Here is a 23,719-nt window from a genome sequence, read left to right as displayed (position 1 = left end):
TTTAGGAATGTTAATTTGATGGCTTCTGCCGGGAAAAAACAAAAATCAAACCAAAAGTTATTTTTTACGATGCAGTTTTAAAAATATTATTATATTTGCCGTGCAAAAAAAAATCGGGGGATTAGCTCAGTTGGCTAGAGCGTTTGACTGGCAGTCAAAAGGTCATCGGTTCGATTCCGATATTCTCCACTGAAAATGAAAGAGTTACAGAATAAAAAACTGTGACTCTTTTTTTGTTTGGATATTTTTTAATTGGGATTCCAAACCTGGATCACTATAATTATGGAACCCTTTTCGGAATTCTTTTTTCAAAAAAATGAATTGATCCATAAAGAATTAAGTAACTCCGGGAGTCTGGGTTTCATGATCCGGGGCAACTGAACACCTCGGTTTCGGTTTCCGGGTCTTGTCTTCTGTCTTACCGCTTAAGATTTTCTTTCTGCTGCGACTCTCAAAAAACTGCGAGCAAGAGGTCAATATCTTTTGACGGGATGTTCAGCTTTTCTCCCAGGTCGTAGTTGGTGAGGATGCCGTTGTAGATATAAATTCCTTTGCGGAAGCCTTTGTTGTCTTTGATGTAATTCTGGATTCCACCCATTTCGCCGATGGAAATAATCACGGGGGCCAGCACGTTGCTAAGTGCGATGGATGCGGTTCGGGCCACCAGCGACGAAATATTGGGAACGCAATAATGGACGACACCGTGTTTTTCGTAGGCCGGGTTATTCAGGTCGGTGCAGGTGCTGGTTTCAAAACAACCTCCCTGGCTGACATTCAGGTCGACAATGACCGAACCTTTTTTCATCCGCTGTACCATTTCCTCCGGAACCCGAAACTTCGGGCTGATATTGGTCGACATTGCTCCAAGCACCACATCGGCCGATTTCAGGGCTTTCTTTAACACATTCGGGTACAAAACAGATGTAAAAATGCGCTGTCCCAGTTTCTCTTCCAGCTTTCGAAGTTGAAAAATATTTTCATCAAAAACCTTTACGGTCGCACCTAAGCCAAGCGCTGCCCGGGCGGCAAATTCGGCGGCGGGGGTCGCGCCCAGGATCACCAGCTCGGTAGGCGAAATTCCGGTAACCCCACCCAGCAGTACTCCTTTGCCGTTACGCGAATTGCTCAGGTACTCGCTGGCCACCGTGATGGCTGTGACGCCCGAAATCTGGCTCATCAAGCGGACAACCGGAAGACAGTTGTTCTCATTCTCCATGTATTCGTAAGCGATCGAGGTAAGCTTTTTTCGCATCATGTTCCGGATGGACTCGGCACAATGCGTGTTTAACTGCATATTGGAAATCAAGGTTTGGTTTCCGCGAAGCAGATTGACTTCGTCCTGATCGAAAGGCGATACCCGCAGGATCACATCGCACTGAAATATTTCTTCTTTTTTTTCAAGCACCACAGCGCCGGCTTCGATGTATTGCTCGTTGGTGTAACTTGCTGCTTTGCCCGCATTGGTCTCCATGTAAATTTCGTGCCCATACGAAACAAGTAATTCAACGGCTTCGGGAGTCAGGGGGATGCGGTACTCCACCTTTGAAAAGTCGGACGGAATTCCGATCGTAATTTTTTTTCCTTTACGGCGGATTTCCAGCATCTCTTCCTTGGGTACAAACAAGGTGGCCAGTTCCGGGACATGCTCTTTTTCTGTCATTGGAGGAAGAATTGAACGTTGAAGTTACGTTTTCCGGGTAAATATTCAAAATGCCTTATAAACGAATCGCTTTAATCTGCCTTATCGTTGGAGATACTTCTTCGATGCGGACTTCGATCAGGCGGTCGGGCAGCAAGGCCCCAACCTTTTCGGGCCATTCCATAAAACAGTAGTTCCCGCTGTAGATATAATCGTCGAAGCCGATATCAAGGGCCTCGTCAATATCCTTGATCCGATAGAAGTCAAAATGAAAGACTTTGTCTGATCCGGCTGTATCGTATTCGTTGACCAGGGCAAAGGTGGGACTGGTAATATTATCCACTGAGCCCATTGCCCGGCAAAGGGCTTTGATAAAAGTGGTTTTTCCCGCACCCATTTTACCATAGAAAGCAAAAATCCGGTCTTCCCCGAAGCATTCCAAAAACTGCTTGGCTGCCGGCGCTAATTCGTCAATAGAATTTATCTGAACTGAAAACATGCTGCATCTGATTTGGCTTGCAAATTAAGAAACTTCTGTTAAAAAACTTTCGCAGGCTGATTGTTAATTTATGTTTTGGAAAAATGTATTACTTTTGATGAAAATACATAGAAACTTGCAATTATGAATCTGCCTGAAAACTTAAAGTACACAAAAGAACACGAATGGATCCGTGTTGAAGGTGATGTTGCCGTGGTGGGCATTACCGATTTCGCTCAGGGCGAACTGGGTGATATTGTTTTTGTTGAAATTGAAACCGTAGGTGAAACCCTGGCGATGGGAGAAACATTTGGAACCGTTGAAGCGGTGAAGACCGTTTCTGACCTGTTTATGCCTGTTGGCGGCGAACTGATTGAATTTAACACCGCACTGGAAGATCAACCCGAGTTGATCAACAAAGATGCCTATGGTGAAGGGTGGATGATTAAAATAAAACTGGAAGATCCCGCTCAATTGAACGGGCTGATGGATGCTGCGGCTTATAAAGCCATGCTCGAGGCCTAATTTTTGATCTTAATTGAACCGCACAGGCGGCAACAATACATGAATCCCTGAAGGAAACCACCTTCGGGGATTTTTTATGAGTTGACGGCCATTAAAACAACCTGAATCCCACGCCGTATTCCACCCAATCGGCGATGAACCCATTTTGGGTTTTTAAGCCCAATTGAAAATAAACAACCTGGCTTATATCAAGCTTCAGGGCCGGACGCAGAAAATAACTTCCTTTGAAATTCCGGGCTTTTTGATGCAAATAAGTACCTCCCTGCATCCTGATAGCCATTCTCCAAAACATAAAATTGTATCCCAGATGAGCTCCGTAAAAATCGAACGTACGGTCAGGAAAGGACATTCTGAGACTATTATCGTAAAACGCGTCGAAACCCATGGATACGGCGCTCTTTTCGGTGATTTTATACTGGCATTCCAGAACCGAACTAAAGGTGCTGTATTGCTTATTCGATCCTTTGTGTTCACGATCCTGAACAAGCCCGGTTGCCAGATAAAACAGTAAACTGTATTCGCCCACAGGCATGGCTTTCCGGTGGATGTCGAGCACCGGTCTTACTTCCAGTATCCTGGTTGGATTAGGCGAATTGTCGATTTTATTCTGGCGGGCATTGAAGTTATACCGGATCCCCAGGTTCGGGCCAAACATATTCAGTCCCGAATTTGGCAAAAATGTTCTCCCGTTGCTGAAATGAGTAATATCCAGTCCATACAGCAGGTCAATCTCGCGGTTAATACGATAGCGCCCTCCAAGGTTCAGGTTAAAATACACGTTAAAACGGGAACCGATGGCGTCGTTGTCCGAATTGTTTTCTTCGTCATACGGGTTCAGGTCATAACTAATCCCAAAGGCAGGTTCCAGTCCAATTTCGTGACGCCGAAACTGGAAAAGGGGGAATGAAATAAACCCGTACAGGGCGCCGGGCATGCCCAAAACATCCGGATTGCCGATAAACCCGCTGTACCAGCCAACACCATATGCCGGGTAGCGATACATACTTTGCCAGCTATCCGGATTATTACTCTGCCAGCCATACCTGACCTCAACAGCGCGATAACCGTTTTCAAGTGCACCGTTTAGCGATTCGCCGGAGTAATAATGACTCCCTGAGTGTCCTTTTATCTCAATAAAGCGGAATTGGCGATAAGGATTTGTATCTTTTGCCTCCAGTTTCTTTCCGGCTAATCCCGCAACTAAAGCAATGAAAAATATCCTGACAATTTTATTCACCTGCATAAAATCCAAAAGAAGTCAAGCCGATTGATTATATTCAAAGAGCAATATAATAACAAAGTTCATGCAACTTTTCCCGAAACCATGCAGTTTGAAAAATTCTTAACATTAATCAGTGTGATTCTTCGGACGATGATGGAGAGGGGATAAGAGGGGGAGTGGTGAGTCGCGAGACAAAAGAGCAAATACAGATGCCGTTTTTCCCGGGCGTTTTTTTAATGCAGAGAACGGGCTGCCCCCTCGCATTAATGATTACCGAACACTGATCGCAATGGCGGGGAACATGGAGCCAGGAGCAGAAAGCAGTTGCAACTTCAATATTCAGTCGCAGTTTCACCTGGCGCTGTCGTACGCAGTGATTTTATAATCCATAACCGACGTCTAAAGCATCGCATGATTCGTGGGATGAAGAACAATTTTGATTGTTTTGCGATTTCAATAGATTTTTGTACTTTTGCGCTGACAATTAAACACAAACCGAGATAGGGGACCTGAAGTCCCCTATTTTATTAAGCATGTTCTATGATCGACCGGAATAAAATTATTCAATGGATAGAAGAAAAGCTGACGGAAGATCAATTTATCGTTGACGTAGAGGTTAGTCCGGCAAACCAAATCACGGTACTGCTCGACAGTGAAAAAGGGATTACCATTGACCACTGCGTTCAGGTCAGCAGACAAATTGAAGGAAACCTCGATCGCGAAGTTGAAGACTTTGAACTACAGGTGTCTTCTGCAGGGCTTGGTCAGGCATTTAAGGTACACCGTCAGTTCGTGAAAAATATCGGGCACGAAGTTGAGGTGGTGCTTCCAACCGGACAAAAACTGGCAGGCCTGTTAAAGCAGGTGGATGAAGCCGGCTTTGAACTGGAAACAACAACGAAGCAGAAGGTAGAGGGAAGCAAAGCCAAAGAATTCGTCACTCAGTTGCATCATTTTTCGTTTGATGAAGTAAAAACAGTTAAAAACATTATAAAATTCTAAAAACCGGGCAAGATGGATAATATTAATCTTATCGATACCTTTTCCGAATTTAAAGACCTGAAAAATATTGATCGGGTCACGATGATGAGTGTGCTGGAAGACGTTTTTAGAAACGTTTTGCAAAAGACATTCGGAACAGATGAAAACTTTGACATCATTATCAATATCGACAAAGGCGACTTTGAGATTTGGCGTAACCGGACCGTTGTTGAAGACGATGCGATAAGCGATCCAAACCTGGAAATTACCCTGTCTGCGGCCAAAAAAATTGACGCCGATTATGAGGTAGGCGAAGAGGTGACCGATGAAGTCAAATTACACGAATTTGGAAGGAGAGCCATCCTTAACCTGCGTCAGAATCTGGCCAGCCGAATCCTCGAACTCGAAAAGGACCATATTTATAATAAGTATAAAAACAAAATCGGCGATATCGTCACCGGCGAGGTGTACCAGGTTTGGAAAAAGGAAATCCTCATCCTGGATGACGAAGGGAATGAGTTAATTTTGCCGAAGCAGGAACAAATTCCTTCAGATTACTTTAGAAAGGGCGATACCTTGCGCGCGGTTGTTTATAAAGTAGAATTACGGAACAATAACCCGCTGATCATCTTGTCGCGGACCTCATCGGTATTTCTGGAACGTTTGTTTGAGCTGGAAGTACCTGAAATTTTTGACGGGCTGATCACCATCAAAAAAATTGTACGCGTTCCGGGTGAACGTGCGAAGGTGGCTGTTGAGTCGTATGATGAACGCATTGATCCGGTAGGCGCCTGCGTGGGCATGAAGGGATCGCGTATTCACGGAATTGTGCGGGAGTTGCGCAACGAGAACATCGATGTGATCAACTATTCAACCAATTTGCAGTTGTTCATTCAACGTGCCCTCAATCCGGCAAAAATCACGTCGATTAAAATTCATGAAGATACCAAACGGGCCGATGTTTACCTGAAACCCGACGAGGTCTCTCTCGCTATTGGAAAAGGAGGTTTGAATATTCGCCTGGCCAGCCAGCTAACCGGTTACGAAATCGATGTGTACCGTGAAATGGTGGCTGATGACGAAGATGTTAACCTGGACGAATTTGCTGACGAAATTGAAGGATGGATTCTGGATGAGCTGAAATCAATTGGTTGCGATACAGCGAAAAACGTGTTGAGCTTAAGCCGGAATGATTTAATTAAACGAACCGACCTCGAAGAAGAAACAATCGACGAGTTATTGCGGATTTTGCGGTCTGAGTTTGAATAAGTGTTCATTTAAAAATAACCGATCACAGGTCAGGTTTTAAATAATATTGAGTAAACTTGCATAATTTTCTCAATAAAGCAAAAAAGAAGATTACAAAAACAGATTGGGTATATGACAATTGGCAACAAAAATACGCGACTTAGTAAGGTAGCAAGAGAATTTAACGTTGGGATTACAACAATCGTAGAATTTTTGCATAAAAAAGGATTCGATGTTGATTCAAATCCTAATTCAAAAATCTCAGAGGATGCCTATCACTTGCTCGAAAAGGAGTATAAAAGTGATATCAGCCTGAAAAAAGAATCAGAAAAGATTAACCTGAAAAGCCAGCGTACCAAAAAAGAAACCATTACACTGGATGACCTGCATGAAGATGCTGAATCATTTGACGATGAAGACGACGATTCAGCGGATGAGATCCGGATTACGGATCACAGCAGTTCAAAAAGTGATATTTCGCCGGTTAAACAGCCAAAACCCCAAAGCCCGCCTGATCAGCCCGCGAAACATTATGCCCAACAGATTGAGCAGCCCAAAGTATTAGGTAAAATCGACCTGGATCAACTGAATAAAAAGAAGGAGACGCCTGCTCCCGAACCGGAAGAAGTGAAAAAAGAAAAAATACAGGTAATCAAAAAAACAGTTGAACCCAAACCCGAACCCAAACCCGAAGCCAAGCCGGTTGAAGAAGCACCTAAGGCCGAAGAACCGGTGGAGATGGTGAAAAAGGAAGAAACGAGACCGGCCGAACCGGAACAAATGCCAACCAACATCCCCAAAGTGGAAGAGGTTAAGGTGGTGGGACGAATCGACTTGTCAACCCTGAACCAGAAAACACGCCCGGCAAAAAAGACCAAAAAGCAACGTGAAGATGAGCGCAGGGAACGCGATAAGCAGAAAAGGCAGTCTTTCCAAAGCCAGCAGGCGCCCGCTCCGGCAGATCAGGAAAGCAAAGAAAGCAAAGAAAAGATGCCCAGACTATCAGGTCCAACTGTTGTTGGGAAAATTGATTTGCCCGAGAAAAAGACCATTGTTATATTGCGCGATGATGCGGCTCAGAAGAAAAAACGCCGCCGTATCCATAAAGATGGAAACGAGCAACGGATTAATGTGGCCAATAAACCACAAGGTGGAGCTCCGGCACAACAAAAGCAAGGTCCGGTGTCGGGTAAAGCCAAAAAGCGGGTGATTAAAAAGGAAGTCAGCGAAGAGGATGTACAAAAACAAATTAAAGATACGCTGGCCCGTCTGACCTCAACAAAAGGAAAATCGAAAGGATCGAAATACCGCCGCGACAAACGGCATGCTGCCAGCGAACGCGCTGCTGCTGAGCATGAAAAACAAACCGCGGAAAAAAATATTCTGAAAGTAACCGAATTCGTATCGGTTGCCGAGCTGGCCACTATGATGGACGTGGGTGTAAACCAGGTCATCTCATCGTGTATGAGCTTAGGCTTGTTTGTGTCGATTAACCAGCGCCTGGATGCCGAAACCATGTCGGTTGTTGCTGATGAATTTGGCTATAAAGTTGAATTTGTAAGTGCACAAATTCTGGAAGCCATTGAAGAGCACGACGATTTGCCGAATGAAGTTCATCCAAGAGCGCCGATCGTTACCGTAATGGGGCATGTCGACCACGGTAAAACCTCATTCCTTGACTACGTGCGCAGTGCAAACGTGATTGCCGGCGAGGCGGGGGGCATTACCCAGCATATTGGCGCTTACCATGTCACCCTGGAAGACGGTCGTCACATTACCTTTTTGGATACCCCGGGGCACGAGGCATTTACTGCCATGCGTGCAAGGGGAGCCCAGGTTACCGACATTGCTATTATTATTGTAGCGGCCGACGATAACATCATGCCTCAAACCGTTGAAGCGATTAATCATGCTCAGGCTGCCGGTGTTCCGATTGTTTTTGCCATCAATAAAATTGATAAACCAGGGGCAAACCCGGAGAAGATTAAAGAAGGCCTGGCCAACATGAACTTCCTGGTGGAAGAATGGGGCGGCAAATACCAAAGTCAGGATATCTCGGCGAAAAACGGGACCAACGTGGCCGAATTATTGGAGAAAGTCCTGCTTGAAGCCGAAATGCTTGAACTGAAAGCCAACAAGGATAAACGGGCCCACGGTACTATTGTCGAATCGTCGCTCGATCGCGGGCGGGGTTATGTGGCTACGGTACTGGTGCAAAACGGAACCTTAAAACAAGGCGATATTTTGTTAGCCGGTCAGTATTACGGGCACGTGAAAGCGATGTTCAACGAACGTAACCAGCGGATACAGGAGGCAGGACCTTCAGAACCAGTGATCATTCTTGGACTGGACGGGGCGCCGCAAGCCGGCGATAAGTTTAATGTGCTTGAAAATGAACGCGAAGCCCGGCAGATTGCCAATAAACGCGAACAACTTTCGCGCGAGCAGGGACTTCGTACCCAGAAACACATCACCCTCGATGAAATTGGCCGTCGTATTGCCATTGGTAACTTCCAGGAGCTGAACCTGATTGTGAAAGGCGACGTGGACGGTTCGATCGAAGCCCTTTCCGACTCGTTGATAAAACTCTCTACCGAAGAGATCCAGGTCAATGTGATCCATAAAGCGGTTGGCGCGATTTCCGAATCGGACATTATGCTGGCAACAGCTTCCGATGCGATTGTTATCGGGTTCCAGGTTCGACCGTCACTCCAGGCGCGCAGGCTGGCCGAGAAAGAGGAGGTGGATATTCGTCTCTACTCCATTATTTACGATGCGATTAACGAAATCAGGTCGGCGATGGAAGGCATGCTTTCACCGGAAATCAAAGAAGAAATTACCGGAACAGCCGAGGTTCTCGAAGCCTTTAAAATTACCAAAGTAGGTACGGTGGCCGGTTGTCTTGTCCGCGACGGGAAAATTGTCCGTTCACATAAAATACGGATTATTCGCGATGGCATTGTCATTTACACCGGCGTACTCGGATCGCTTAAACGCTTTAAAGAAGATGTGAAAGAAGTGGTGAAAGGCTACGAATGCGGGCTGAATATCGATGGGTACAATGATATTAAAGTAGGCGATATGATCGAAGCTTTCCACGAAATTGAAGTTGCCAAAACATTATAAAACCTTAAAATAACTTACAAGAGAAATCCGGCCCGCAAGCCGGATTTTTTTATGATACCTGATAGATTATTTCAGATTTTCGCCCGAATAGGTTGCCATTCGTGAAATTAGTCGGTTAAAACATAATTTTAGCAGGCGTTGAAAAATATTTTATGAAATAATTCGTTTATTGGGTTACCAAATGTGTATTTTAGCGATTAATACACGAGGACAGTAATAAGCTGGCACAACATAATCATCCTGATTGTGGAAAAACTTGCCTGGTTGGTTGATGAATGCGGTTCATGAAAAAGATTTTTTAGTAACAATAATTATGAACCTATGCGTCAGAAAAACAATCCGTTACGAGAGTAATTAGTTTAATGGCTTTATTCGCTTAAAGCTAAAGTTCATCGGTTTTAACGATCATGGCATCGTCGTTAATACTGATTGTTTTTTATTTACTTATGACTGATAAATCATTAATGTGTTGATATGGTGGTACTTATACTTCTTATGAATTAATACACACAAAACTTATCAATAGTTCATTGTCGATAACTTTTTGAACGTGATAACTGTCGGGTTGTTTTTTTTCAAGAACTTGTATCAAATCAGCATGTAGATGGTATTGCAACGGTCAGGTCCTGAGTCAATCAGGGGTAATGACATGTTTTTTACAGAAGTGCAAGGCTAATTTTCTACGTATGACAAGAAATAGATGGAGTTTTTTTAAAACTATCATTGGGGCATGTTTAATATTAAATCAGGTAAGCGCGTTTGCTGCTTCCGAACCGATGGATCGCCCGGCCGATCAGGTCGCTCATTTCACAGAGCCGTTATGGTATCAGGAAGCAACCAGTTTTTTTGCTGATGATCCGGATATTAGCCTGACCTTTCCCGATGCCCGGATGACCGGCGCCGGCGAATCGGTGCCTACGGTAACAGCTACCGTGGCTTCAGATATTATTTGTTCCGGCACGGCAACCAGTATAACTCTTTCCGGTTCAATTCCCGGGACCAACTTTGCGTGGACAGTTGTCCAGTACGGGGTTTCCGGGGCTTCTGCCGGAACGGGGAACTCCATTCTGCAAATCCTGAACGCAACAGGAATCATTGCCGGGGAAGTCGTTTACACCATCACCCCTGAATACAATGGGATCTACGGAACCCCCATTGACGTAAGTATTTTTGTGAAACCGAAGCCAACAGCTACCGGCACTCCCAGCTCTCAGTCGATTTGTTCAGGCGAAACTGCTACAATTGTTCTGACAGGAACTGTCCCGGGGACCACCTTTAACTGGTCGGTCCTTTCGGCAACCAGAGTCACCGAGGTAAAAAGCGGCGACACTGGGAGCGGATCGACCATTGTGCAAAATTTTACCAATTACACAGCTTCTTCCGGTACTGTTGTTTACGTGGTCACGCCAACGGTTAACGGATGTAATGGCGATCAGATATATGTTTTTGTTAATGTTCTGGCCATGCCTACCCCGGGAGCCATTACGGGCGACCAGGCCATTTGCGCGGGTGAAACTCCGGCTACGATCACATCGGTGACTGCCGGAACGGGCTCAGCCACGGTTTCATACATTTGGGAAAAATCGACCGATGGCGAAAACTGGACCCAGGTTTACCAAGGATCAACTCCCGATCTGGTTCCGCCGGTTGTTTTCGAGAATACCCAATTCCGGCGAATCACGGTTTCGACAACCGCTAGCGGAAAAGCTTGTTATTCAGAGCCGACAGCCCCGGTTACCATCTCGATGGGAGGAGACGATCTGCCGCCCACTTTCACGGTTCCGGCCCCGGCAACTGTTTCGTTGAGGGCCGATTGCACGGCAAACACGGGTCCGGCTGTTACCGGTTTCCCCTATAATGTTTTCGACAACTGTTCCGATCCTTCGGGAATAACGGTTGAGTACGAGGACAGCGAACCGGTTCAGGGGGCCTGTCCGGGAACCTACAGTTTCGTCCGTACATGGACCGTTACCGACGAAACGAATCTTAGCTCTTCACAAGACCAGACCATTACTGTAATCGACCAGACAAAGCCGATCCTGAGCATTCCGCCAACCAGAGTGGTGGATTGCCGCGATAATACCGATCCGGCCTTTACCGGTCAGGCTACAGCCACCGATAATTGCGGCGGGACTGTGGTGGTTACCTATACGGATGATGTCACTGCTGGCTCATGTCCGCAGAACTCAACGATCTTACGAAACTGGACTGCGACCGATTGCAGCGGTAACCGTGTGACGGCGGTCCAAACGATCCTGGCCAGAGATACCCAAAAGCCTGAAGTTTTTATGCAGGATCTTTACGTGCAATGTCCCGGCGATATTCCGCCTGCTTATCCAAACCTGGCAGCATTTATCGCGGATGGAAATATCGTTTCAGATAATTGCGGCTCGGTTCGTTTTATCGTGTTTGACGAAATAGCACATGGGCTAGAGGAAAAACCCGGCTATTGTCCGAACCGGTTGACCCGGTATTACCGGGTGACCGATGGCTGCGGAAATGACACGGAGGTTGCGCAGGAAATCTATATTGCCGACGAGTGTGGTTGTTCACCCTGTCTGGACGGGGTAAATTTCTTTTTTGTAGACATGTCGAATGACCCTTACGCGGAATTCACTGTGCCTTCAACCGTCAGGAATGGTACCTGTTGCGATGCAAAATTTAATGACCGCTGTATTGCCTTCAATATTATCCTGCATAAAGATGCTATTGGTATAGAGATATCTATCAACGGGGCAACTCCTCAACCTCACGAGTGGGATGTTGATTGCCGTGATGTAAAAATTATTAATGGTATTGTTTGTTTGCCAACCGGACAATTTCACCTGTTTACCTTTTGTAAGCCGGGAGCTAACCCCGAAGATTATACGTTCAGGTCGGTTCCGGGCGTTGTCGCCGCTGAGGGTATAACCACACGCATGGAATGTTCGCAACAGCTTTTTACCGAAGGAATTCAGGACCGGGCGATGTGGAATAGTGTTTGGCCCGGTACACCCGGCCAGTATAACCATTACCTCTCCAGCCTGACGGATCCCAATCCGTTCTTTTACGCCGATGTGAATTCTCCGCCTGTTATTAAATATGAAGTTTGCGGGTATATCGGAACCAACTCCTGTAACGACCTGGGGATGGACTGCGATACGATAACCGTTAATGTAAGGCCCTTGATCGAATTGGCCTGGGATAACGATCCCACGATTGTGTGCGAAGATGATATTCCGCCGTTGGTTGCCCAGATCAGCCCGATTGACGCGGTGTATCAGTTCGAATGGTTCAATGGATATGATGCAACCGGCACTCCGGTATATACCGGGTCTAACAGTTATACTCCGCCCGGCGAAGGACAATATTCCATCCGGGTGACCGACCTGGATGAAGGAGTTCCCTGCGGATCGAAGGTGTTCAACTTCGACGTGATTTACGACACCACTCCTGCCTCGGTATTTGGCCCGCCCGACGGCGACCTGACTGTTGAATGTAATGGTTCGACGGCCTTTCAGGAAATTAATGACTGGCTGAAAAGCGCCTATGCTCTGGACGACGATGGCAGCTCCATTCCGGTGTATTGGGATTATTCCGGTATCAACATGGCTTGCGGTACCAGTTTGCCGGTAACATTTCTGGCTACTGATAAATGTGGTAATGAAGGAAGCGTTGTTGCCTATATTCATGTGATTGATACGCAGGCCCCCACTATTTTACGTCAGGCGCAAGACGATGAAGCTGAATGTTTTGGAAATGATCCGAATGATAATTCATTTTTTAATAACTGGCTGGCCTCCAGGGGAGGGGCAACGGCTTCCGATGACTGTGACCGGTCGTTGATCTGGACGAATAACTATGATCCCCTGAACTGGAGCGGCAATCCTTGTGATAACCGGATTACCGTTACCTTCTTTGTAACGGATGATTGTGAGAATACCAGTCAAACCGTGGCGACATTCAGGGTGACAGACACCCAACCGCCGATTATTGCCAGTTGTCCTCCACCGGTAATTGGCGAACCGGACGATGCCGAATGTTATGCGACCAATGTGGTGTTAGGAACTCCAAGTGCAGTCGACCTCTGTTCTTCGGTAACCTGGACCAATAATGCGCCGGCGCAATTCCCCGTGGGGCAAACGGTGGTTATCTGGACTGCTTCTGATGCCTGCGGTAACAAGGCGACCTGTCTTCAGAATGTCAATATTTATGACAATAATCAACCGCCGACCATTGTTTGTCCGCCGAATGTTACGGCTACGGCCGAGCCGGGCGATTGTGATGTGCCGGTTACCTCCATTGAACCGCCAATAGCTGACGATAATTGCGGGATTGTTTTACAAATCTGGATGATGACCGGCGCCACCACGGGAATCAGTCCCCGTACCGGGATCAATGATGTCAACGGTCAGGTATTTAATGTAGGAACCACGGTGGTTACTTATACCGTTGCTGATCAGGCAGGGAACAGGGCAAGCTGCTCGTTTACCGTAACTGTCGAAGATCAAACGAATCCGGTCATCGAAAACTGCCCGGGCGATATAACGGCCAATGCTGCTCCTGACCAGTGTGAGCAGTATATACTTGTACCACAACCTGATGCGTACGATCCCTGCGGACAGGAGATCACCATCACGCACGATTCTCCCTACGGTATATCTGTGAATGATGCCAGCGGTGATTATCCGGTTGGAGTAACCGTGATTATCTGGACAGTCACCGACTCGTCCGGTAATTCAACCACCTGTACCCAAACGATTACGGTTAACGATGTTCAGGCTCCGGAGCTGACCTGTCCTTCTGATCAGGAAGATACAGCAGAGCCGGGAGACTGTTTCCTGGTTAATTTTGAAATGCCCGATCCGGTTTATTCCGATAACTGCCCCAACCCAACCCTGACTTATACCATGTCAGGAGCAACGACTGGCAGCGGCGCCGGTTCAGTAAGCGGATTTACCTTTAATGTAGGAGTAACAACTGTTACCTATACGGTAACGGATGCGTCCAATAATTCAACAAGCTGTAGTTTCAATGTTTGGGTGAAAGACCTGCTTCCTCCTGAACTGACCAACGGCTGTCCGGACGATATTTTAGGTGTTGTTGTTCCTGCCGGGGACTGCGATGTTTTTGTGAATATGCCGGCGCCTCAGGTAACCGATCCCTGCGACGAGGGTTATACCGTGACGAACAGTCATACCGGAACCGCCGATGCAAGCGGATCTTATCCGGTGGGTAAAACAACTGTCATTTGGACGATCACCGACGCTTCGGGTAATATCACCACCTGTGAACAGCTGGTGGAGGTGATTGATAATGAAGCTCCGGTCATTACGTTCTGCCCGGAAGATGTGGAACAAACCACAACCACCGATAATTGTGAACTGGAAAGTGTTTATATTGATGATCCGGTTTACACCGATAATTGCTCAACCCCGGTCCTTACCTACGAGATGACCTACCCCGATGGCAGCACGGCTTCCGGCAACGGTTCTGTAAGTGGAATGACTTTCCCGGTGGGTGTGACAACGGTGATCTACACGGTAACCAATTCATCCGGAGTCTCAACATCCTGCTCGTTTACGGTATGGATCAAAGATTTGGTTAAGCCGGAATTTACCAACGGATGTCCTGATGATATCGGACCGGTTGATGCCGCTTCCGGCGTCTGTGAAGTGTATATTTCCATTCCTGCCCCGGAGGTTTACGATCCGTGTAATGAAGGGTATACAATTATAAACAGTTATACCGGAACTGCTGATGCAAGCGGAATTTATCCGGTAGGTACAACTACGATCGTCTGGACGGTGACAGATGCTTCCGGAAATGAAAATCATTGTGAGCAAACAGTAACCGTTGTCGATAATGAAGATCCGGTTTGGGCGCAAAGTATGCCGTCAGACGAGGATGTTGAATGCGACGACATACCCCTTCTTCCGGCTGATATCTCGGCCACGGATAATTGTGATATCCAGGTTGATGTCAGTTATGATGAAAAGAGAACGGACGGACCGTGTCCGGATACCTATATCCTGACGCGGACCTGGACGGCTACGGATGATTACGGCAACAGCATTACCCATGTGCAAACGATTACCGTACATGATACACAGGCTCCTCAATTAACCGGAACCTGGCCTGCAGGACAGAATAATTTAAACACTTGCTTCAATGCGATTCCGGAGGGGCCGACTGCAGAAGAAATTGCCTCGCTTTACACGGATAACTGTGGAAATGTGAATGTGGTTAAATCAGCAACCCCAACGGGAAATAATTGTTCCTGGTCAGTAACATACACCTACCGGATATCGGATGATTGTAATAACTATGCAGCCGATGTAACTATTACCTATTCGGGTGGCGATACCCAGGCCCCGGTCTGGACGGTAGCCATGCCGTCAGACATCACGGTGGAGTGCAGCGAAGTACCGGCAGCCCCTGCCAACATCACGGCCACGGACAACTGCGAGGGTACTGTGACGGTGAGTTACTCGGAAACAAAGACCAATGAAGACGCCGACTGTGAAGGAAGTTACACGCTGATCCGCAGCTGGACAGCGGATGATAACTGTGGCAATGTGACCGTACATACGCAAACCATCACGGTACGCGATACCCAGGCCCCGGTCTGGACGGTAGCCATGCCGTCAGACATCACGGTTGAGTGTGACGAGGTACCCGAAGCCCCTGCCAATATCACGGCCACGGACAACTGCGAGGGTACTGTGACGGTGAGCTACTCGGAAACAAAGACCAATGAAGACGCCGACTGTGAAGGAAGTTACACGCTGATCCGCAGCTGGACAGCGGATGATAACTGTGGCAATGTGACCGTACATACGCAAACCATCACGGTACGCGATACCCAGGCCCCGGTCTGGACGGTAGCCATGCCGTCAGACATCACGGTGGAGTGTGACGAGGTACCCGAAGCGCCTGCCAACATCACGGCCACGGACAACTGCGAGGGTACTGTGACGGTGAGTTACTCGGAAACAAAGACCAACGAGGACGCCGACTGTGAAGGAAGTTACACGCTGATCCGCAGCTGGACAGCGGATGATAACTGTGGCAATGTGACCGTACATACGCAAACCATCACGGTACGCGATACCCAGGCCCCGGTCTGGACGGTAGCCATGCCGTCAGACATCACGGTTGAGTGCAGCGAAGTACCTGCAGCCCCTGCCAACATCACGGCCACGGACAACTGCGAGGGTACTGTGACGGTGAGTTACTCGGAAACAAAGACCAATGAAGATGCCGACTGTGAAGGAAGTTACACGCTGATCCGCAGCTGGACAGCGGATGATAACTGTGGCAATGTGACCGTACATACGCAAACCATCACGGTACGCGATACCCAGGCCCCGGTCTGGACGGTAGCCATGCCGTCAGACATCACGGTGGAGTGTGACGAGGTACCCGAAGCCCCTGCCAACATCACGGCCACGGACAACTGCGAGGGTACTGTGACGGTGAGTTACTCGGAAACAAAGACCAATGAAGACGCCGACTGTGAAGGAAGTTACACGCTGATCCGCAGCTGGACAGCGGATGATAACTGCGGGAATGTGACCGTACATACGCAAACCATCACGGTACGCGATACCCAGGCCCCGGTCTGGACGGTAGCCATGCCGTCAGACATCACGGTGGAGTGTGACGAGGTACCCGAAGCCCCTGCCAACATCACGGCCACGGACAACTGCGAGGGTACTGTGACGGTGAGCTACTCGGAAACAAAGACCAACGAGGACGCCGACTGTGAAGGAAGTTACACGCTGATCCGCAGCTGGACAGCGGATGATAACTGCGGGAATGTGACCGTACATACGCAAACCATCACGGTACGCGATACCCAGGCCCCGGTCTGGACGGTAGCCATGCCGTCAGACATCACGGTTGAGTGCAGCGAAGTACCGGCAGCCCCTGCCAACATCACGGCCACGGACAACTGCGAGGGTACTGTGACGGTGAGCTACTCGGAAACAAAGACCAATGAAGACGCCGACTGTGAAGGAAGTTACACGCTGATCCGCAGCTGGACAGCGGATGATAACTGCGGGAATGTGACCGTACATACGCAAACCATCACGGTACGCGATACCCAGGCCCCGGTCTGGACGGTAGCCATGCCGTCAGACATCACGGTGGAGTGTGACGAGGTACCCGAAGCCCCTGCCAACATCACGGCCACGGACAACTGCGAGGGTACTGTGACGGTGAGCTACTCGGAAACAAAGACCAATGAAGATGCCGACTGTGAAGGAAGTTACACGCTGATCCGCAGCTGGACAGCGGATGATAACTGCGGGAATGTGACCGTACATACGCAAACCATCACGGTACGCGATACCCAGGCCCCGGTCTGGACGGTAGCCATGCCGTCAGACATCACGGTGGAGTGCAGCGACGAGATACCGACAGCCCCTGCCAACATCACGGCCACGGACAACTGCGAGGGTACTGTGACGGTGAGTTACTCGGAAACAAAGACCAACGAGGACGCCGACTGTGAAGGAAGTTACACGCTGATCCGCAGCTGGACAGCGGATGATAACTGTGGCAATGTGACCGTACATACGCAAACCATCACGGTACGCGATACCCAGGCCCCGGTCTGGACGGTAGCCATGCCGTCAGACATCACGGTGGAGTGCGACGAGATACCGACAGCCCCTGCCGATATCACGGCCACGGACAACTGCGAGGGTACTGTGACGGTGAGCTACTCGGAAACAAAGACCAATGAAGATGCCGACTGTGAAGGAAGTTACACGCTGATCCGCAGCTGGACAGCGGATGATAACTGCGGGAATGTGACCGTACATACGCAAACCATCACGGTACGCGATACCCAGGCCCCGGTCTGGACGGTAGCCATGCCGTCAGACATCACGGTGGAGTGTGACGAGGTACCCGAAGCCCCTGCCAACATCACGGCCACGGACAACTGCGAGGGTACTGTGACGGTGAGCTACTCGGAAACAAAGACCAATGAAGATGCCGACTGTGAAGGAAGTTACACGCTGATCCGCAGCTGGACAGCGGATGATAACTGCGGGAATGTGACCGTACATACGCAAACCATCACGGTACGCGATACCCAGGCCCCGGTCTGGACGGTAGCCATGCCGTCAGACATCACGGTGGAGTGCAGCGAAGTACCCGAAGCCCCTGCCAACATCACGGCCACGGACAACTGCGAGGGTACTGTGACGGTGAGCTACTCGGAAACAAAGACCAATGAAGATGCCGACTGTGAAGGAAGTTACACGCTGATCCGCAGCTGGACAGCGGATGATAACTGCGGGAATGTGACCGTACATACGCAAACCATCACGGTACGCGATACCCAGGTCCCGGTCTGGACGGTAGCCATGCCGTCGGACATCACGGTGGAGTGCAGCGAAGTACCCGAAGCCCCTGCCAACATCACGGCCACGGACAACTGCGAGGGTACTGTGACGGTGAGTTACTCGGAAACAAAGACCAACGAGGACGCCGACTGTGAAGGAAGTTACACGCTGATCCGCAGCTGGACAGCGGATGATAACTGCGGGAATGTGACCGTACATACGCAAACCATCACGGTACGCGATACCCAGGCCCCGGTCTGGACGGTAGCCATGCCGTCGGACATCACGGTGGAGTGTGACGAGGTACCCGAAGCGCCTGCCAACATCACGGCCACGGACAACTGCGAGGGTACTGTGACGGTGAGCTACTCGGAAACAAAGACCAATGAAGACGCCGACTGTGAAGGAAGTTACACGCTGATCCGCAGCTGGACAGCGGATGATAACTGCGGGAATGTGACCGTACATACGCAAACCATCACGGTACGCGATACCCAGGCCCCGGTCTGGACGGTAGCCATGCCGTCGGACATCACGGTGGAGTGTGACGAGGTACCCGAAGCGCCTGCCAACATCACGGCCACGGACAACTGCGAGGGTACTGTGACGGTGAGCTACTCGGAAACAAAGACCAACGAGGACGCCGACTGTGAAGGAAGTTACACGCTGATCCGCAGCTGGACAGCGGATGATAACTGCGGGAATGTGACCGTACATACGCAAACCATCACGGTACGCGATACCCAGGCCCCGGTCTGGACGGTAGCCATGCCGTCAGACATCACGGTGGAGTGCAGCGAAGTACCTGCAGCCCCTGCCAACATCACGGCCACGGACAACTGCGAGGGTACTGTGACGGTGAGCTACTCGGAAACAAAGACCAATGAAGATGCCGACTGTGAAGGAAGTTACACGCTGATCCGCAGCTGGACAGCGGATGATAACTGCGGGAATGTGACCGTACATACGCAAACCATCACGGTACGCGATACCCAGGCTCCGGTAATAGATCCTTCGGCGATTATTCCGGAGGGAGAAACAGACATGGATCTTTGCTTTGGCGCTATTCCTGAAGGACCTGCAGTGGATGAGATTGCTCTTCTGTACACCGATAATTGCAGTAACGATATTGTTGTGACCAAGTCGGGTACGCCAAGCGGCAGCGATTGCAGTTGGACTGTAACTTATATTTATCATATTACCGATGGTTGCGGCAATGCTGCTGAGGATATCCGGATTACTTACTCGGGTGGAGACAGAACGAATCCGGTGATGACTTGTCCGGCAGCTTTGACTGCTGTTTGCGACCTAAGCGAGCAACCGGCTTATGCAAACTTTGCTCAATTTACGGCAGCAGGAGGCTTTGCTTCCGATAACTGCGCGGTTAATCCGGCATCATTTAAACTAATCAGCGAGATCAGCGATCATCAGACTTGCCCCGAAACAGTGGTCCGTACTTATGAGCTGGCTGATAACTGTGGAAATACAGTAAGCTGTGAGCAAACAATTACGGTTGATCCACGGTTATCCGTATTAACACATGCCATCCCGGAAAATACAGTCGTTGACGCTTGTAATTTTGCTACACAAGCTGACCTGGATCAGGCTTTTGCACAGTGGCTGGCCTCATTCACGGTTTCCGGAGGATGCAGCCCGAATACCGTGTTCAGTACAACCACGGCGCCGCAACTGTGTGCCGGAGGCTTGGTGACTGTGGTGATGGATGTAACAGACCTTTGTGATAACCTGTCTGTTCAGGCGACATTCGAATTGATTCCGTCTCCTGAATTGACCGTGGAAAGACCGGAAAATATGACCGCAGATGCCTGCAACTTCTCCTCGCAGGCAGAGCTGAATACCGCATTTGCCCAGTGGTTATCCGGATTTTCGTTTGGCGGAGGTTGCAGCCCCAATTCACAGTTCAGCACAACAACAGCGCCCGACTTATGTACAGGCGGAACAGTAACGGTGGTGATGGATGTGACCGATCTCTGTGTGAATACTTCGGTTAACGCGACATTTGAACTGATTCCTGCCCCCGGATTGACATTGAGTCAACCCTCAGATATGACGGTAAGCGCATGTAACTTCACGTCGCAGTCAGAAGTGGATGCCCTGTTTACGCAATGGCTGACCGGATTTGCTGTAGCCGGAGGTTGCAGCCCGAATTCACAGTTCAGCACAACAACAGCGCCTGACTTATGCGCAGGAGGTACCGTAACGGTTGTGATGAATGTGACTGATCTTTGTGTAAGCACTTCGGTGCAGGCAAGCTTCATTTTGGCGACTCCGGCTGAGCTGGCGGTTTCAAAACCATTAAATACCACGGTTAATACCTGTGCTTTTGCCAGCCAGGCAGAACTTGACGCTGCTTTTGCGGAGTGGATGAACGGATTTACAGTTTCAGGCGGATGTGCTCCGGTTGAAACGCTTAGTTCGACCATTGCTCCTGAGCTTTGTGGCGGCAGCGTTACGGTGACCATGTCAGTGACTGATGTGTGCCGGAGTGAATCGGTATCAGCAAGTTATACCGTTAATCCGCCTTCATCTTTGCCACAGGTATCCGATATCAATACCACGGTTAATGCCTGTGATTATGCCGGACAAGAGAGTCTGGACAACGGGTTTGCCGCATGGATAACCGGTATTGAAAATCAAATTAACCTGTCAGGCGGATGTGACAGGAAACTGACAAATGATTTGGTATCCGTTCAGGTTCCGGATCTTTGCACCGGCGGTACAGCTATTGTGAACTGGATGCTTACGGACCTGTGTGATACGGCGACATTCCAATCGCGTTATACGGTCAACCCGGCGCCCGCGCTTTCAGTAGCTAAACCGGCAGATCAGGCGCTTTCGTCCTGCAACTTTGCTTCGCAGCAAGATCTTGATCGCACGTTCACCCAGTGGATGAATGAGTTCAGGGTTAGCGGCGGCTGTCGTCCGGTTGTTTCACTCAGCCAGGCAAATGCGCCTGAACTATGTACCGGGGGAACAGTGAACGTTACGCTGGACGTGGCTGATCTTTGCGACACCATTTCGGTGAATGCCACCTTTGAATTGAGTCCGGCTCCGGCGCTGGTGGTCGTTCAGCCCGCAGATACCAGCATAAACGCATGCGATTTTGTATCGCAGGCGGAACTTAATACGGCCTTTGCTCAATGGTTGAGCCGCTTTGGACACAACGGTGGATGCAATCCGGCAGGTAATTACGGAACGCCGGCAGCGCCGGATATATGCGGTGGAAGTGTAACGGTCACCTACCAGATCGCGGATCTGTGTGAAACCGCGTCTGTGAGCGCCGTGTTTACCATTAATCCGCCAACGCAGCCTGTCATAAGTTTGTCGGCTGCTCTTCCCGATACCTTAAGCTGTTCAGAAGCAGATGCCTACCGGGTAGCTCCGAATGCGACCTACACCAACGGTGAAACCGGGGCTTGCCTGCTGAGCGGCACCGTCCCGGCGAAAGTGATCCCGGCTTGGGATAAATGTTCGGGAGGGATAATTACCGTCGAATATACAGCGACTGACAAATGCGGATTTGTTTTGACAGAATCGTATGTGATCACTGTTTTGCAGGCGCCGGCGCCGGTTGTGACATTACCTGCCCTGCCGGATACCTTAAGTTGTGATCAGGCAAGAGCCTATACCTCTGCACCGAATGCAAGCTACACCAATAACGAATCCGGTACCTGTATGATTGGTGGCGCCATTCATGCGAAACTTATTCAGGAATGGAATAAATGCGACGGCGGTTTCATAACGGTTGAATACGCTAAAACAGATGACTGCGGGTATGAAATGACCGTTTCACATGTGATCACCGTTTTACCGGCACCTGAACCAAGCGTGAGCTTGCCGGGCTCACTGCCGGCCTCATTAACCTGGAAACAGGCCGAAACCTATACCTCGGCTCCAAACGCCACCTATTCAAACTACGAATCAGGCGCTTGCCTGGTAAGCGGGTCCATCCCGGCTGTCCTGACGGCAAACTGGGATGATTGTAACGGAGGTATCATTACCGTTGATTACACCGCGACAGATGAATGCGGATTTGAATTAAGCATATCGCACGTCATTACAGTGGAACCGGCGCCCGAGCCAACAGCCTTTGCCGGTAACCGGCAAATTATTTGCCTGGGCGACGACATTTTTATGAGCGACGCAACCGCCGGCAATTACTCCGGTATATTGTGGACCACCAACGGCGACGGTAGTTTTGTACGGCCTGACATGCTGAACCCGAGGTACCTGCCCGGTCCGGAGGATATTGCGACCGGCGCTGTCCTGTTGACGCTGACTGCTGAAAATATGTCAAGTAATTGTGATTCAGCTTCGTCGGTTATGGAGCTATTCATCATCGGACAGGATAAGGCACAGTATGTGACTAGTGAAGTACTCTGCGAACAAGACCTCCCGTACAGTTGGTACGAACATACCATTCAACGGGGCGGTACGTATGAAAGTAAGATCGAAACACCGGACGGTTGTTATGACCTGGCGATCCTGCATCTGGAGGTTATCCCGGATAATCTAGCGCCTGAGGTGGTTGACGACAGTTATGTTGTTGAAGTCAATACCACCAGATCAATGCCGGTATTGGAAAACGATTCTGATCCAAACGGAGTGATTGATCCAACCACGATCAGAATTGTAGACAACGCGAGACACGGCATGGTTAGCGTTAACCAAAGGTATGAATTGGTTTATACTCCGAATTCAAACTTTATGGGCAAAGACCAGTTTACCTACTCGGTTTGTGATGACGGCGATCCATGTAATGTATATTGTGGGCAGGCTCGTGTAAATATTGATATATTGCCTCCGGGACAGGATAAAGAGTGTGAATTCTTCATCCCGGATGGTTTCTCGCCAAACGGCGACGGACTACACGACTACTTCCAGATCTACTGCATCCAAAAATATCCGGAGGCCAAGTTGATGATTTTCGACCGGCAGGGTAACCTGTTGTATGAAAAGAAAAATTACGGCAACCAGATTGTTTGGGGAAGCTACGAAGAAGCTCATTGGAACGGCGAATCAACCAAACATCATCAGAATTCACGGCGCAGGGTTGAACCGGGGGTATACCTGTATGTACTTGACAGGGGCAATGGCGAATTGGACAAAGGTTTTGTCATGGTTTCTTACTAAATAGG

Annotated in this window: 8 protein-coding genes and 1 tRNA gene; 6 read left to right on the top strand and 3 right to left on the bottom strand. The window is 49.1% G+C overall.

The features are described 5' to 3' along the window. Positions 1 to 115: 115 nt before the first annotated feature. A tRNA-Ala gene (locus AC6H3C_RS21870) sits at positions 116 to 189 on the top strand. A 262-nt stretch (positions 190 to 451) separates the two neighbouring features. Here AC6H3C_RS21870 and AC6H3C_RS21865 read toward each other — a convergent pair. Together AC6H3C_RS21865 and tsaE are read right to left on the bottom strand one after the other, a co-directional pair. Next, positions 452 to 1,660 (bottom strand): alanine dehydrogenase, encoded by a 1,209-nt coding sequence (locus AC6H3C_RS21865; RefSeq protein ID WP_497517674.1) that lies wholly within the window; start codon positions 1,658 to 1,660, stop codon positions 452 to 454. Between the two features lie 55 nt (positions 1,661 to 1,715). After that, positions 1,716 to 2,138 carry a tRNA (adenosine(37)-N6)-threonylcarbamoyltransferase complex ATPase subunit type 1 TsaE gene (gene tsaE / locus AC6H3C_RS21860; protein ID WP_497517673.1) on the bottom strand — a complete coding sequence of 141 codons (423 nt, stop codon included), beginning with the start codon at positions 2,136 to 2,138 and terminating at the stop codon, positions 1,716 to 1,718. A 123-nt stretch (positions 2,139 to 2,261) separates the two neighbouring features. On the opposite strand from tsaE, the gene gcvH reads away from it, so the two are divergent. Then, on the top strand, positions 2,262 to 2,642 hold the full coding sequence (gcvH, locus tag AC6H3C_RS21855; RefSeq protein ID WP_497517672.1) for a glycine cleavage system protein GcvH: 381 nt from the start codon (positions 2,262 to 2,264) through the stop codon (positions 2,640 to 2,642). A 91-nt stretch (positions 2,643 to 2,733) separates the two neighbouring features. Here gcvH and AC6H3C_RS21850 read toward each other — a convergent pair whose 3' ends face one another. Then, the gene (locus tag AC6H3C_RS21850) at positions 2,734 to 3,885 is read right to left on the bottom strand and encodes an acyloxyacyl hydrolase (RefSeq protein WP_497517671.1); all 1,152 of its coding nucleotides are present in this window, start codon (positions 3,883 to 3,885) and stop codon (positions 2,734 to 2,736) included. A 519-nt stretch (positions 3,886 to 4,404) separates the two neighbouring features. Here AC6H3C_RS21850 and rimP point away from each other — a divergent pair. The 4 genes from rimP to AC6H3C_RS21830 all read left to right on the top strand — a co-directional run bounded on the left by rimP (position 4,405) and on the right by AC6H3C_RS21830 (position 23,714). Further along, positions 4,405 to 4,866, top strand: a complete 462-nt coding sequence (gene rimP, locus AC6H3C_RS21845; protein ID WP_497517670.1) for a ribosome assembly cofactor RimP — start codon at positions 4,405 to 4,407, stop codon at positions 4,864 to 4,866. 12 nt (positions 4,867 to 4,878) lie between these two features. Beyond that, positions 4,879 to 6,114 (top strand): transcription termination factor NusA, encoded by a 1,236-nt coding sequence (gene nusA, locus AC6H3C_RS21840; RefSeq protein WP_497517669.1) that lies wholly within the window; start codon positions 4,879 to 4,881, stop codon positions 6,112 to 6,114. A 111-nt stretch (positions 6,115 to 6,225) separates the two neighbouring features. Continuing rightward, positions 6,226 to 9,219, top strand: a complete 2,994-nt coding sequence (infB, locus tag AC6H3C_RS21835) for a translation initiation factor IF-2 (RefSeq protein ID WP_497517668.1) — start codon at positions 6,226 to 6,228, stop codon at positions 9,217 to 9,219. A 686-nt stretch (positions 9,220 to 9,905) separates the two neighbouring features. Next, complete coding sequence (locus AC6H3C_RS21830) at positions 9,906 to 23,714, top strand: HYR-like domain-containing protein (RefSeq protein WP_497517667.1); 13,809 nt, start codon at positions 9,906 to 9,908, stop codon at positions 23,712 to 23,714. Positions 23,715 to 23,719 lie beyond the last annotated feature (5 nt).

Source organism: Gaoshiqia sp. US2 (assembly GCF_059705485.1).
The sequence above is the reverse complement of the archived record's forward strand: the minus strand, read 5'-3'. Positions and strand labels throughout refer to the sequence as shown.

What these genes read in the sequence shown, in the direction of transcription:
- AC6H3C_RS21865 (WP_497517674.1), bottom strand. Translation starts at nt 1,660, where the DNA reads ATGACAGAAAAAGAGCATGTCCCGGAACTGGCCACCTTGTTTGTACCC.
- tsaE (WP_497517673.1), bottom strand. Translation starts at nt 2,138, where the DNA reads ATGTTTTCAGTTCAGATAAATTCTATTGACGAATTAGCGCCGGCAGCC.
- gcvH (WP_497517672.1), top strand. Translation starts at nt 2,262, where the DNA reads ATGAATCTGCCTGAAAACTTAAAGTACACAAAAGAACACGAATGGATC.
- AC6H3C_RS21850 (WP_497517671.1), bottom strand. Translation starts at nt 3,885, where the DNA reads ATGCAGGTGAATAAAATTGTCAGGATATTTTTCATTGCTTTAGTTGCG.
- rimP (WP_497517670.1), top strand. Translation starts at nt 4,405, where the DNA reads ATGATCGACCGGAATAAAATTATTCAATGGATAGAAGAAAAGCTGACG.
- nusA (WP_497517669.1), top strand. Translation starts at nt 4,879, where the DNA reads ATGGATAATATTAATCTTATCGATACCTTTTCCGAATTTAAAGACCTG.
- infB (WP_497517668.1), top strand. Translation starts at nt 6,226, where the DNA reads ATGACAATTGGCAACAAAAATACGCGACTTAGTAAGGTAGCAAGAGAA.
- AC6H3C_RS21830 (WP_497517667.1), top strand. Translation starts at nt 9,906, where the DNA reads ATGACAAGAAATAGATGGAGTTTTTTTAAAACTATCATTGGGGCATGT.